Source organism: Larkinella humicola (assembly GCF_008727875.1).
Taxonomy (GTDB): Bacteria; Bacteroidota; Bacteroidia; order Cytophagales; family Spirosomataceae; genus Larkinella; species Larkinella humicola.
The window spans coordinates 509,215-522,469 of the sequence record NZ_VTWS01000003.1; the positions used below are offsets into that span (position 1 = coordinate 509,215).

19 protein-coding genes are annotated in these 13,255 nt (G+C 50.2%); 1 reads left to right on the plus strand and 18 read right to left on the minus strand.

Going from position 1 to position 13,255, the window contains the following annotated elements; translation table 11 throughout:
* Positions 1–6 precede the first annotated feature (6 nt).
* From rpsH to F0P93_RS14275, 18 genes are all read right to left on the minus strand, one after another.
* The gene (gene rpsH, locus F0P93_RS14190) at positions 7–405 is read right to left on the minus strand and encodes a 30S ribosomal protein S8 (RefSeq protein WP_114406377.1); all 399 of its coding nucleotides are present in this window, start codon (positions 403–405) and stop codon (positions 7–9) included.
* Positions 406–509: 104 nt separating this feature from the next.
* Positions 510–779: a 30S ribosomal protein S14 gene (rpsN, locus tag F0P93_RS14195; protein ID WP_114406378.1), complete on the minus strand. Its 270-nt coding sequence runs from the start codon at positions 777–779 to the stop codon at positions 510–512.
* A gap of 20 nt (positions 780–799) precedes the next feature.
* The gene (gene rplE, locus F0P93_RS14200; RefSeq protein ID WP_114406379.1) at positions 800–1,354 is read right to left on the minus strand and encodes a 50S ribosomal protein L5; all 555 of its coding nucleotides are present in this window, start codon (positions 1,352–1,354) and stop codon (positions 800–802) included.
* Positions 1,355–1,392: 38 nt separating this feature from the next.
* A complete protein-coding gene (gene rplX / locus F0P93_RS14205) occupies positions 1,393–1,731 on the minus strand; it encodes a 50S ribosomal protein L24 (protein ID WP_138993097.1) in 339 nt (112 codons plus the stop codon).
* Positions 1,732–1,734: 3 nt separating this feature from the next.
* Positions 1,735–2,103, minus strand: coding sequence for a 50S ribosomal protein L14 (gene rplN, locus F0P93_RS14210; protein WP_111626186.1), 369 nt, complete (start codon positions 2,101–2,103; stop codon positions 1,735–1,737).
* Positions 2,104–2,105: 2 nt separating this feature from the next.
* Positions 2,106–2,369, minus strand: a complete 264-nt coding sequence (gene rpsQ / locus F0P93_RS14215) for a 30S ribosomal protein S17 (RefSeq protein WP_038119974.1) — start codon at positions 2,367–2,369, stop codon at positions 2,106–2,108.
* A 17-nt stretch (positions 2,370–2,386) separates the two neighbouring features.
* Entirely contained in the window at positions 2,387–2,581 is a 195-nt protein-coding gene (gene rpmC, locus F0P93_RS14220) for a 50S ribosomal protein L29 (protein WP_114406382.1), read from the minus strand.
* Positions 2,582–2,587: 6 nt separating this feature from the next.
* Positions 2,588–3,016: a 50S ribosomal protein L16 gene (gene rplP, locus F0P93_RS14225; RefSeq protein WP_114406383.1), complete on the minus strand. Its 429-nt coding sequence runs from the start codon at positions 3,014–3,016 to the stop codon at positions 2,588–2,590.
* A gap of 49 nt (positions 3,017–3,065) precedes the next feature.
* Positions 3,066–4,001, minus strand: coding sequence for a 30S ribosomal protein S3 (gene rpsC / locus F0P93_RS14230; RefSeq protein WP_150877047.1), 936 nt, complete (start codon positions 3,999–4,001; stop codon positions 3,066–3,068).
* 12 nt (positions 4,002–4,013) lie between these two features.
* Positions 4,014–4,403, minus strand: coding sequence for a 50S ribosomal protein L22 (rplV, locus tag F0P93_RS14235; RefSeq protein ID WP_114406385.1), 390 nt, complete (start codon positions 4,401–4,403; stop codon positions 4,014–4,016).
* A gap of 74 nt (positions 4,404–4,477) precedes the next feature.
* Positions 4,478–4,756 (minus strand): 30S ribosomal protein S19, encoded by a 279-nt coding sequence (gene rpsS / locus F0P93_RS14240; RefSeq protein ID WP_114406386.1) that lies wholly within the window; start codon positions 4,754–4,756, stop codon positions 4,478–4,480.
* Positions 4,757–4,763: 7 nt separating this feature from the next.
* Positions 4,764–5,588: a 50S ribosomal protein L2 gene (gene rplB, locus F0P93_RS14245; RefSeq protein ID WP_114406387.1), complete on the minus strand. Its 825-nt coding sequence runs from the start codon at positions 5,586–5,588 to the stop codon at positions 4,764–4,766.
* A 42-nt stretch (positions 5,589–5,630) separates the two neighbouring features.
* The gene (rplW, locus tag F0P93_RS14250; protein WP_114406388.1) at positions 5,631–5,924 is read right to left on the minus strand and encodes a 50S ribosomal protein L23; all 294 of its coding nucleotides are present in this window, start codon (positions 5,922–5,924) and stop codon (positions 5,631–5,633) included.
* A gap of 6 nt (positions 5,925–5,930) precedes the next feature.
* Positions 5,931–6,557 carry a 50S ribosomal protein L4 gene (gene rplD, locus F0P93_RS14255; protein WP_150877048.1) on the minus strand — a complete coding sequence of 209 codons (627 nt, stop codon included), beginning with the start codon at positions 6,555–6,557 and terminating at the stop codon, positions 5,931–5,933.
* Between the two features lie 3 nt (positions 6,558–6,560).
* Positions 6,561–7,181, minus strand: coding sequence for a 50S ribosomal protein L3 (gene rplC / locus F0P93_RS14260; protein ID WP_114406390.1), 621 nt, complete (start codon positions 7,179–7,181; stop codon positions 6,561–6,563).
* Between the two features lie 339 nt (positions 7,182–7,520).
* Positions 7,521–7,826: a 30S ribosomal protein S10 gene (rpsJ, locus tag F0P93_RS14265; protein ID WP_114406391.1), complete on the minus strand. Its 306-nt coding sequence runs from the start codon at positions 7,824–7,826 to the stop codon at positions 7,521–7,523.
* A gap of 149 nt (positions 7,827–7,975) precedes the next feature.
* On the minus strand, positions 7,976–10,078 hold the full coding sequence (gene fusA, locus F0P93_RS14270; RefSeq protein WP_150877049.1) for an elongation factor G: 2,103 nt from the start codon (positions 10,076–10,078) through the stop codon (positions 7,976–7,978).
* Positions 10,079–10,311: 233 nt separating this feature from the next.
* Positions 10,312–11,334: a helix-turn-helix transcriptional regulator gene (locus F0P93_RS14275; RefSeq protein ID WP_150877050.1), complete on the minus strand. Its 1,023-nt coding sequence runs from the start codon at positions 11,332–11,334 to the stop codon at positions 10,312–10,314.
* A gap of 247 nt (positions 11,335–11,581) precedes the next feature.
* Here F0P93_RS14275 and F0P93_RS14280 point away from each other — a divergent pair, with 247 nt between their 5' ends.
* The gene (locus F0P93_RS14280; RefSeq protein WP_150877051.1) at positions 11,582–13,108 is read left to right on the plus strand and encodes an RtcB family protein; all 1,527 of its coding nucleotides are present in this window, start codon (positions 11,582–11,584) and stop codon (positions 13,106–13,108) included.
* Positions 13,109–13,255: the final 147 nt, after the last annotated feature.

A 13,255-nucleotide genomic window follows, 5' to 3' on the forward strand; every position in this document is an offset into this window, starting at 1 on the left:
TTCTGATTAATATACGTAACACAACACTTCACCGCCTACGTTCAGCGTCCGGGCTTCCTTGTCCGTCATCACCCCTTTCGAGGTAGAGACGATGGCGACACCTAAGCCATTCAGAATCCGCGGAATGTCCGTAGCTCCTTTGTACTGACGCAGACCCGGGCGGCTCACGCGCTGCAAATCAACGATAGCAGGTTGTTTCGTAACCGGATTGTACTTCAGTGCAATTTTAATACTTCCTTGCGGGCCCGTCTCGTCGAACTTGTAGTTCTGGATGAAGCCTTTATCAAAGAGTACCTTAGTGATCTCCTTCTTTATATTGGAAGCAGGAATTTCCACGACCCGGTGCTTGGCGCGGATCGCATTTCTGATGCGAGTCAGATAATCTGCTATGGGATCAGTATTCATTTCCTCCTGATTAGTAACTGCAAACCTCGCTGACGGATTAGCCGTTTTGAACGGGCCTGCAAAATTAGGGAATTGTTTCGATAATCGCTAAGATGGCGTGAAAGTTACCAGCTTGCCTTTGTTACACCCGGAATCTTACCGGCCGATGCCATTTCACGGAACGTCACGCGGGAGATACCAAATTTCCGCATGTACCCGCGAGGGCGGCCCGTTAACTTACACCGATTGTGCAGACGTACCGGCGAAGCATTCTTCGGCAGTTTGTCTAACCCGAGGTAGTCTCCGGCAGCTTTCAGTGCGGCACGCTTGGTAGCGTATTTCGCAACTAAGGCAATCCGCTTACGCTCTCTTGCTTTGATGGATTCTTTTGCCATGTTTTTATTCGCGTTATGCGTTATTTTTTACCGCCGGCGAAGGGCATGCCCAGGGCCTTTAGCAATGCAAAGCTTTCTTCATCCGTGTTCGCCGTGGTGACGAACGTGATATCCATTCCTGAAATCCGACTTACTTTGTCAATCGTGATTTCCGGGAAGATAATCTGCTCCTGGACACCGAACGTGTAGTTTCCGTTGCCATCGAAGCCTTTGTCACTAATTCCTTTGAAGTCACGAACGCGCGGCAGAGCGACAGCGGTCAGACGATCCAGAAATTCGTACATCTTCTCTCCGCGCAGGGTTACTTTAGCGCCGATCGGCATGCCTTCGCGCAGCTTAAAGTTAGAGACGGCTTTTTTCGCAATGGTTGCCACTGCTTTCTGGCCTGTAATCATCGTCAGTTCTTCGACACCTACATCGACTAACTTCTTGTCAGCGACGGCGGCCCCAATCCCTTTGTTTACAACAATCTTAGAGAGTTTCGGTACCTGCATTACGCTTTTGTACTGAAACTTTTCTTTCAATTGGGCCACGATCTCGTTTGTATATTTCTCTTTCAGCCTCGGTGTTGCCACTTTCGTATCTGTTTAATACGTTCCTGATTTCTAATCGATTAGATAAAATTACCGGTCTTTTTCGAGTACCGTTGCAACTTATCCTTGTCATTCAGTTTACGGCCGGTCCGGGTCGGTTCTTTGGTGGCGGGGTCAATCACCATCAGGTTACTGATGTGGATTGTTCCTTCGCGTTTCTCCAAACTTCCCTGTGGGTTGGCTGCGGAGGGTTTCACATGTTTGGTGATCATGTTCACTCCTTCAACCACGGCGCGTTGCTTATCGACCAAAACGCGCAGGATGGTGCCGGTTTGGCCCTTCGAGTTACCAGAGAGCACTTTCACAGCGTCTCCCTTTTTGATGTGTAACTTCGCAGGCTTGTCTGCTACTTTCTTCATGGGTTACAATACTTCTGGAGCCAAAGAAACGATTTTCATAAACTGCTTCTCGCGCAATTCGCGGGCAACGGGCCCAAAAATGCGGGTACCGCGCGGCTCGTCATTGTTGTTCAGCAGGACGGCTGCATTGTCTTCAAACCGGATGTAGGAACCGTCTTTCCGACGAATTTCTTTCTTGGTGCGAACGACGACCGCCTTCGAAACAGTACCTTTCTTCATGTTACTCGAAGAAAGCGCCTGCTTAACCGTCACTACAATTTTATCTCCAACCGTAGCGAAACGCTTGCCGGTTCCACCCAGTACCCGAATACAGAGTACTTCTTTGGCACCGCTATTATCGGCTACGCCCAAACGTGATTCTTGCTGGATCATGATTACTTCGCCTTTTCAATGATTTCGACTAATCGCCAACATTTGTTCTTGCTCAGCGGACGGGTTTCCATGATGCGAACCGTATCACCGATTCCACATTCATTTTTTTCGTCATGGGCCATGAACTTCTTCGTACGGTGCATGAATTTTCCATAAATGGGATGCTGCACTTTCCGATCGACTGCAACCGTGATGGATTTTTCCATCTTGTTGCTTACCACCTTACCAATTCTTTCTTTTCTTAAATTTCTTTCTTGCTGCTCCATGAGTCGATACCGTTTAATTAGCTGGCGTTTTCTTTAACAGTCAGCTCGGTCAGTAATTGAGCAATCAATTTACGCGTGGTGCGAATCCGCATCGGGTTCTCGATGGGCGAAATGGCGTGCGCAAACTTTAATTTTTGCAAGCGATCTTTCTCAGCCGCTACCTGCTCATTCAATTGTTCAACCGTCAGCGACTTGATCTCGTTCTTTTTCATGACTGATTAGTCTTCTGTTTCCTGATAATCCCGACGAACAACGAATCTTGTTTTGATCGGTAACTTTTGAGCCGCCAAACGCAGAGCCTCATTGGCTACGTCCAGGGGAACACCAGTTGCTTCGAACAGAATGGTGCCCGGTTTTACGGCAGCTACCCAATACTCAGGAGCTCCCTTTCCTTTACCCATCCGTACTTCGGCTGGTTTCTTCGTGATCACCTTGTCTGGAAAAATACGGATCCAAACCTGGCCTTCACGTTTCATGGCACGGGTGACGGAAATACGGGCCGCTTCAATCTGACGGGCTGTAATCCAACCGGGTTCCAGCGACTTGATGGCAAACGATCCGAAAGCGATTTGGTGACCCCGTCCGGCAATGCCTTTCACACGGCCTTTCTGCTGCTTACGAAACTTGGTTCTTTTTGGTTGTAACATCTTTAGTCGTATCTAAAGGACGTGCCTGGTATGACGTCCGATGTTCTTACTATCTTTTGCGTGGGCCACCACCTTGACCTCCGCCACCGCCCGGCCGCGGGCCTCCGCCCTGACCACCACGTTGACCTCCGCCCTGTCCGCCACGTGGGCCTCCACCTTGTCCGCCCTGACCACGCGGAGCGCCACCACCGGCACCGCCACCACGATTTTGATCATTGCGTCCCCGGCGACGATCACCCCGGTCGCCTTCACCACCGCGTTCTCCGCGACGGTCTCCGCGATCGTTGCGACGATCACCCCGGTCGTTACCGCGATCGGACTGCGCTGCGGTAATTTGAGCCGCTGGTGACAAATCACGTTTGCCGTAAAGTTCACCTTTGAATACCCAAACTTTGATACCGATTTTTCCGTAGATCGTTTGTGCTTCCGAGATGGCGTAGTCGATATCAGCCCGAAGTGTGTGCAGGGGCACCCGACCTTCTTTGTACTCTTCCGTACGGGCCATTTCAGCACCGCCCAGACGACCTGATACGCGAACTTTGATTCCCTGAGCGCCAACCCGAATCGCTGAGCTAATCGCCTGTTTCATGGCCCGGCGGTACGAAATACGCGCCTGCAATTGTTGGGCAATCGTTTCACCGATCAGTTTAGCATCAATTTCCGGACGTTTGATTTCGAAAATGTTGATCTGAACGTCTTTGCCGGTAATTTTCTTTAGCTCTTCCTTGATCTTATCGACTTCGCCACCGCCTTTACCGATCACAATACCCGGACGTGCCGTGTGAATGGTCAATGTAATGCGCTTCAACGTCCGCTCGATAACAACCCGGGCTATTGATCCTTTCGGGATACGTGCCTGAATATATTTTCTAATTCTTTCGTCTTCAACCAGCTTATCAGGAAACTCTTTGCCGCCATACCAGCTTGAATCCCATCCTTTGACGATACCAAGCCGAAAACCAACGGGGTTTACTTTTTGTCCCATTTTATTGTCTTGTTATTCTGCGTTTTCTGTTGAAACTACTGGTGCAACCGTAAGAGATCCGGCGGCACTCTCAATCACGATCGTAACGTGGTTGGAGCGTTTGCGAATCCGGTGACCACGACCCTGAGGAGCAGGACGCAGACGTTTCAGCATCCGACCGCCGTCGACGAAAATCGTCTTTACGTACAGATCAGCGTCTTCGGCGCGTTCATCTTCGTTTTTTTGCTGCCAGTTAGCAACCGCCGAGAGCACCAGCTTTTCCAGCAGCGCTGCACCGGCCTGGGGTTGATAACGCAGAATACCCAATGCTTTGCTAACCTTCTGACCCCGGATCATATCGGCTACCAGCCGCATTTTACGAGGAGACGAAGGCACATTTTTTAGCTTTGCTACTGCTTCCATTTTTTCTGGTTTCAGGTCTAAAGTTTAACGTTTAACGAACACTTCAAACCTTAAACTTTAAACATTAAACAATTCTACCGTTTGCCTTTGTCTTTCTTCGCAACGTGCCCCCGGAAGTTACGGGTAGGCGAAAATTCGCCTAATTTATGACCCACCATATTCTCGGTGACATACACTGGAATGAACTTATTGCCATTGTGTACGGCGAACGTGTGGCCAACGAAATCCGGAGAGATCATTGAACGGCGGGACCAGGTTTTGATTACAGACTTTCTGCCTGCATCGTTCATGGTGTCCACCTTCTTTTCCAGACGAAAATCTATGTAGGGACCCTTTTTGAGTGAGCGTGCCATCTACCTCTTATTTTTTTCGTTTACTAATGATCAGACGATCTGAATATTTGTTCACCGGGCGGGTCTTCTTGCCTTTTGCGTACAGACCGGTACGTGACCGGGGATGACCACCGGATGCCCGACCTTCACCACCACCCATCGGGTGATCGACGGGGTTCATGGCAACACCACGGACGCGGGGACGAATCCCTAACCAACGGTTCCGACCGGCTTTTCCCATGCTCACGTTCATGTGATCCGGGTTAGACACCGAGCCGACGGTTGCCATGCAGGTTCCCAATACCATCCGCTGCTCACCCGAAGGCATCCGCAGAATCGCGTATTTGTCTTCGCGGGCTACCAACTGGGCGTAGGTTCCGGCGCTGCGAACCATAGCGGCTCCTTTACCAGGCTTCAGCTCCACGTTGTGAACGATGGTACCAATCGGCATGGCCGACAATGGCAGGGCGTTTCCAACTTCCGGCGGAACGGACGGGCCTGAAATGACCTGCTGTCCAACCGTGATGCCTTGAGGGGCAATGATGTAACGCTTTTCCCCATCAACGTAGAACAACAGAGCGATCCGAGCCGAACGGTTGGGATCATACTCAATCGTTTTAACCGTTGCCGGTACATCAGCCTTATCGCGTTTGAAGTCGATAATCCGATACTGTTTCTTGTGACCGCCACCAATGTAGCGCATTGAACGGTGACCCTGGTTGTTCCGGCCACCTGATCTCTTTATCGATACCAGCAGACTCCGTTCCGGTTTGTCCGTCGTAATCTCGGCAAAGTCCGGGGCCACGCGAAAACGTTGACTCGGGGTTGTTGGTTTCAGTTTCTTAACTCCCATGATTCCTAACTACTTCGTTTAGTCGTTCGTGGTTGGGTTGCCTTATGCTTCAGCGTAAATATCGATGATCTCCCCGTCGGCAACCGTCACGATTGCTTTCTTCCAGGTTGACGTCCGGCCTGCCGTAACAGCGCCTTTCTTCGTGCTCTTCGACTTCATGTGTCCGAAGCAACGCATCGTATTGACTTCCTTCACCGTAACGCCATACAATTTCTCGACAGCCTTTTTGATTTCGATTTTATTGGCATTCATCGACACCTCAAAACCGTATTGTCCCTTCTTATTCTGGGCCGTCACTTTTTCGGTAATGATCGGTCTTTTCAGTACGTTTTCCATAATCAATTACTGGAGAAGAGATTCTAGTTTCGACAAAGCCCCTTCAGCAATCAGCAGACGGTCGGCGTGCATCAAATCATACGTATTCAAGTTGTCAGCCGTTACGACTTTCGCTTTTTGCAGGTTACGGCTCGACAGCACAACGTTGGTGTCTACCTCGGGCAGAATCAGCAACGTTTTCGTATTCAAAGCTTCAAAACCGGTCAAAAACTCAATGTATGACTTCGTACGGGGGCCTTCCAGGGTGAAGTTTTCCAGGATGGAAACGCTGTTACCCTGTGCTTTGGCGGCAAGCGCTGATTTACGGGCCAGTTGCTTTACTTTCTTGTTCAGTTTGAACGAGTAGTCACGCGGACGGGGACCGAAGATGGTTCCACCGCCAACGAATACCGGCGATTTGATGGAACCGGCACGAGCACCACCCGTACCTTTTTGCTTCTTGATTTTACGAGTCGAGTGAGCATTCTCGGCACGTTCTTTTACCTTGTGCGTTCCCTGACGTTGGTTGGCCAGGTATTGTTTCACGTCTAAGTAGATCGCGTGCTCGCTTGGCTCAATTCCGAAGATTTCAGCAGACAAGGTGATCTTCTTGCCTGTATCCTCGCCTTTCGAGTTATAAATTGCTACCTCCATGATTTACTTATCTAAAATGAGGAACGAATTTTTTGCGCCCGGAACCGAGCCGCTCACTACGATCAGATTTTGTTCTGACAGTATTTTCAAAACACGAAGGTTCTGAACTTTCACCCGGTTGCCACCCATGCGACCGGCCATCCGGATGCCTTTGAAAACCCGTGAAGGGAATGAACAGGCACCGATAGAACCCGGGTGACGAGCGCGGTTGTGCTGACCGTGGGTTTGTCCACCGACACCACCGAAACCGTGACGTTTTACAACGCCCTGGAATCCGCGACCTTTTACCGTTCCGACGACATCAACGAAATCGCCTTCGACAAAAACATCCGCGGCTTGCAGGGTTTCACCCAGGCTCAGCTCTTTTTCGAATGTTTTAAACTCAACTAACTTGCGCTTTGGCGTCGTACCGGCCTTTTTAAAGTGCCCCAGCAATGGCTTGGTTGTACGTTTTTCTTTCTTCTCGCCGTAACCCAACTGAACAGCCTGATAGCCGTCGTTCTCCTGCGTTTTTACGTGTGTAACGACACAGGGACCAGCCTCAATAACTGTACATGCCAGAGCCTGCCCGTCAGCATTGTACAGACTGGTCATCCCAATCTTCTTTCCAATTAAACCAGACATAAATAAGTGGTTGTAAAGCAGGAATTTATAGTTTCAACCCGAAAAAATCGGAGTGCAAAGGTAGGAATTACTAACTTTTATTCCAAACCGTATTTTACTTTATTCCAATGATTCCGAGCAAATTAAAAACAAAAAAGGCCAGGCGTGTTCCACCTGACCTTTTCGCTCGGTTGACACAAATGCCTGTGTTACCGTACTAAATTAGTCAGATGCGGTTTCCGTGAAGGACCTTCACCCGAGGTATGTCTTTGCTCTTAATTCTAAATTCGGCTTGCAAAGGTACGCTATTTTATGACTTCAAAAAACTTTTTTACCAAAAGTTACTGAAGATTCTTAGCGTTATACTTTGATCTCAACATCGACCCCGCTCGGAAGTTCCAGTTTCATCAGGGCATCGACCGTTTTGGCGCTGGTTGAGTAAATATCCACCAACCGCTTGTAGGTGCAAAGCTGGAATTGCTCCCGTGATTTTTTGTTGACGTGCGGAGACCGCAGAACCGTAAAGATTTCTTTCTCGGTCGGCAGGGGAATCGGACCGCTCACGATAGCACCCGTTGATTTTACTGCCTTAACGATTTTTTCAGCCGACTTGTCGACCAGCATGTGGTCGAAGGACTTCAGTTTAATCCGAATTTTTTGATTCATGACAAGTTGTGGTTCTGGTTATAATAGCCGGTAGTTAACCGACACGTGAGCCTCTGCCGAAAGAACCATTTACTCCAGCAGCGGTTTTTATTTAATGACCAATGAACAATGCCTTACAGACTGTTCATTGGTCATCTATGATTCAATCATTAAGCTCTAACGGCTCCTTTTGCTTTCGCTACGATTCCTTCTGCCAGGTTAGTCGGCACTTGTTCGTAGTGTGCGAATGTCAGGTTGGCTGTGGCACGCCCTGACGACATCGTACGCAGATCCGTTACATAACCGAACAGTTCCGACAGCGGAACGTCAGCCTTGATTACCTGCGAACCAGCCCGTGAATCCATTCCTTTCATGATACCGCGACGACGGTTTAAGTCACCCGTGATCGGACCGGTATATTCTTCCGGCGTCAGTACTTCAACGGCCATAATCGGTTCCAGTAGTTTAGGACCGGCATTTTTAGCCGCTTCCCGGAAGCCCAGACGCGCTGCCAGTTCAAACGACAGAGAGTCGGAGTCAACGTCGTGGAAAGAACCGTGGAACAAGCGAACTTTCATCGAATCCAGCGGATAGCCCGCCAACGGACCCGTCGACATGGCTTCGCGGAATCCTTTTTCGACCGATGGGATGAATTCGCGCGGAATAACCCCACCCACAATACCGTTTATAAACTCCAGACCGGTTTTGCCTTCTTCGCCCGGCATGATTTCGAACACGATATCGGCAAATTTACCACGACCACCCGTTTGCTTCTTGTAAAGCTCGCGGTGTTCGAAGCTCTTCGTCAACGTTTCTTTGTAGGCTACCTGCGGAGCACCCTGGTTGACTTCCACTTTGAATTCACGACGCATCCGGTCGATGATAATTTCAAGGTGCAACTCACCCATACCGCGGATAATCGTCTGACCGGTTTCTTCATCCGTCTCTACTTTTAAAGTCGGATCTTCTTCGATCAGTTTACCAATGGCTTTCGAGAAGTTATCCTGATCAGCCGTTTTCTTCGGTTCGATGGCGTATCCAATAACCGGATCCGGGAAGACCATGGATTCCAGTACGATCGGGTGTTTCTCATCACAAAGCGTATCGCCCGTTTTGATGTCCTTGAACCCAACGACGGCACCAATATCACCAGCCCGCAGTTTGTCGATCTGGTTTTGTTTGTTGGCGTGCATCTGGAAAATCCGCGAAATCCGTTCCTTGTTGCCCGAACGCGTGTTCAAAACGTAGGAACCGGAATCCAGAATACCGGAATAAACCCGTACAAAACACAGACGTCCTACGTAGGGGTCAGTGGCAATTTTAAAACCTAAAGCCGTAAACGGATCGGTTTCGTTCGGATGACGAATGACTTCCTGATCCGTATCGGGGTTGGTTCCTTTAATTTCCGGTTTATCGAGTGGAGAAGGCAGCAACGACATCACGTAGTCGAGCATCGTCTGAACACCTTTGTTCTTGAACGATGAACCACACAACATCGGAACAATTTTCATCTCGATGGTCGCCTGACGCAGGGCGGTCAGGATTTCGTCTTCCGTGATCGATTCCGGATCTTCGAAATATTTCTCCATCAGCGACTCGTCGTAATCCGCAACGGCTTCGAGGAGTTTTTCGCGCCATTCTTTCGCTTCTTCCAGCATGTCGTCCGGAATCGGAACTTCCTGGAACGTCATGCCTTTATCGTGTTCGTTCCACTGAATACCGCGGAAGTTCACCAGATCGACTACACCTTTGAAGTTATCTTCGGCCCCGATTGGCAATTGCAGCGGCACGGCATTGCTGCCGAGCATATCCTTCACCTGCTGACAAACGTTCAGGAAGTCAGCACCGGCGCGGTCCATCTTGTTCACGAAACCCAGACGGGCTACGTTGTAGTTGTTGGCCAAACGCCAGTTGGTTTCCGACTGAGGTTCAACCCCATCTACGGCACTAAACAAAAACACCAGACCATCCAGAACCCGCAGCGAACGGTTCACTTCCACCGTAAAGTCAACGTGACCCGGCGTATCGATGATGTTCACGTGGTAGTTCTGGTCGCGGTATTTCCAGTTGACGGTAGTCGCTGCCGACGTAATGGTGATTCCTCGTTCCTGTTCCTGCTCCATCCAGTCCATGGTAGCGGCCCCTTCGTGTACTTCGCCGATTTTGTGGCTGACCCCGGAGTAATAAAGAATCCGCTCGGTGGTAGTCGTTTTACCGGCGTCGATGTGGGCAGCGATACCAATGTTTCGCAGGTATCGAAGATCAGTTGCCATAATGAAGTATAATTACAGAAGTTAATGTACAATTGCAGGGATCCGAAAAAGCAACTTGTTGGTATCAAAAAGGCACTTTTCGCGAATCAGAGCGCAAAGATAGGGAATCGGGGATGGAAAAGCAAAAGTATTGTAAAGACTATTGCAAAAGTTAATAGTCAGGAAATGAAAGCAATACCGGTTTTCAAACCGATTCTTCAGGACGACACCGGTTCCGGCGGCTGCGATGGGCTTTACACAGCGGCATACGCATCCAGACCCGCCTGCAGACGCTGCCGGATGGCCACACGAAGCCGCTCGGGGGCCAGAACGATCATCCCCTCCCCAAAACCCAGAATCTCTTTTTCCAATTCATAATTGTGTTGCACCCGGAGTTGAATGACAATACCCTCGTCCCGCCGTTCCAGCACCTGCTGGGAATGATGAAGCGGTTTGGTTTCCACGTAGGGAGCGTGCAGACGGCTTACAAACAGTTTTACTGGAACAGCACGCAGATTTTCACTGACCGTAACCCCGATCACATCGCGGTAATACCCATCAGCATCCGTCATCTCATTCGGAATATAATCCGTATCGGATGCTGGGTTGATAGCCACCATGCGGTCCAGTGCTAAGTGCATGATCCCTTGCTTATCTTTCCCTTTCTGCACACCGGCCGCAAACCAGCGGTTCTTAAACTCTTTCAACCACCAGACATGAAAAGTGAAGAGCTGGGGAGATCGTGCAACAAACGACTGGTACCGGATCTGAAGGGCCTTTTTCTGAATAACCGCCTGATAGAGTTCTTCCAGGAAATGCAGCCCTTTCAGCCCTTCGTTCTTCTCAAAATCAATAACCGGGGCCGACTTCCGGCCCGTCGAGTACACGTGGTCTTCGAGTTTCTGAACGACTTCATTCAGCGACGAAAAGTGAGAAAACCCTTTGAATTGTTTCAACACCTCAACGGCTTCATTCATGCGCAGCAAATCGCCATCCGACAGCGGAATGTTGGTAATGCTGTAGGCGGGATCTTCGTACGTATAATACTTTTTCTCCAGAACGACGATCGGCGCAAAATAACCGAGTTTGTCGCTCCGCATCAGTTGCAGGTCGGCCTGAATGGTCCGTCGGCTGATTCCTTTGTCAATCCCTTCGTACTCGTAAAGTGCTTCCGAAACCCGCTCAATCAGGTCGTCCAGCGTCCATTTGCGTTGCCGGTTTCGCAGACAGGCATCCAGCGTTTTATAACGAATCAGGGCATTCCGGTTGACGGGCATGGATCAATCTGAATTTTTTGAGAAAAATCGATATTTTTTTTGAACTGCGCAAAAACACTGCGCAGAAGAGTCCAACCTTTGTAGCGACAGAACAGACCAGTTATCAAACCGGATGCGGGTTTCTCAATAGCCTGGTAATATCGAAGGAAATTCTGGTCCGTCGGCGAAACCGCTAATTTTATAAAATTCCCGACCTTCCTGAAAGATAGATCAACACTTTTGGGAAAGTCGGGTAAACTGAAAGATCATGGAAACTTCCGTTGTACTTGAAGATATTTTGATACTGGGACCCATCCCGGAATCGCTACATACCCCGTTTCTGCGCGTGGCCAATGGGTTGCTGCAACGCGCCGGGTATTCCAAAGAAAAAGCGATGGGTTTGCTGGCACAGATGCTTCAGAATCCCAAAAAATTTGCGTATTCCAAAAACAAGGTTACCAACCTGGCTCAGGCCGTTTATGCATTGAACAAGCAGGGAATTGCTGTTCCGCTGAGTGAAACCGGCATGACTTATCTACCACCGGAACCCGCTCCTTTTGTGCTGGACGCCAGCGAAAAACAAGCAGATCGCGACTTCGGCCTGCGCTCCGATGCGTTACCGTATGCGGTTTTCGGTCGCGACCAGATCGAGGAAGGCGCTCTGAAACAGATGGAAACAGCCGCCAGTCTGCCCATTTCGGTAGCCGGGGCCTTGATGCCGGATGCGCATCAGGGCTACGGATTGCCGATCGGGGGCGTTCTGGCGACGGAAGCCCATACGGTTATTCCCTTTGCGGTGGGTGTCGACATTGCCTGCCGGATGTGTCTGTCGGTCTTCGATTTGCCCCCGGCTTTTTTAAAACGACAACCCGATCTCCTGAAAAAATCGCTGCTAGAAAAAACCAAATTCGGTATGGGGGGTGAAACCCGCGACAAAATCGACGAAACCGTCATGGATTTGCCGGACTGGCAGGCCACCAAGGTAATCCGCAACCTGAAAGACAAGGCTTACCGGCAATTGGGAAGCTCCGGAACCGGAAACCATTTTGTCGAATGGGGCGTCGTGGAGGTCTACGAACCGGATGACCAACTGAACCTGCCACCGGGCGAATACCTGGCCCTGCTCTCCCATTCCGGCTCACGCGGTTTTGGCGGAAACGTCGCCAATTACTATTCCAAACTGGCGATGCAGAAAACCCGGTTGCCCAAACAGGCGGCTCATTTGGCCTGGCTGGACCTGAACACGGAGGAAGGACAGGAATACTGGATTGCCATGAATCTGGCCGGTGCGTATGCTTCCGCCAATCACCACGAGATTCACCGTAAACTGGCGAAGGCACTGGGTGAAAAACCGCTGACGATGGTCGAAAACCACCACAATTTTGCGTGGAAAGAACAACTCGCCGACGGCCGTGACGTCATTGTGCACCGGAAAGGAGCCACCCCCGCCGGGGCCAATGTGCTGGGCATTATTCCGGGTTCCATGACCCAACCCGGTTTTGTGGTTCGCGGAAAGGGTCATGCGGATTCGCTGAATTCGGCCTCCCACGGAGCGGGGCGGTTGATGTCGCGAACGCAGGCGTTCAACACCCTGACGCGCTCCCAATGGAACAAGGCCTTGAAAGAAGCCGATATCCAACTGATCGGTGGCGATCTGGACGAAGCACCGATGGTGTACAAAAACATCGAAACCGTTATCGATGCTCAACGCGATCTGGTAGAAGTTCTGGCGAAATTTACGCCGAAAATCGTCCGGATGGCCGACGCCAACCGCAAGGAAGGGCGGGAAGACTAGGCAGCCTTGTTGCTTCGTCTTCCTACTTTTCACCCTCTATTTTTTCAGGAGCATAGCGTTCTGCCTGGCATCCTTGTGCGGCATCGACAGTGTCATTTTGGGTGCAACCTGTTAATTTTCGGCAATTTACCGTACCTTTGTCGTACG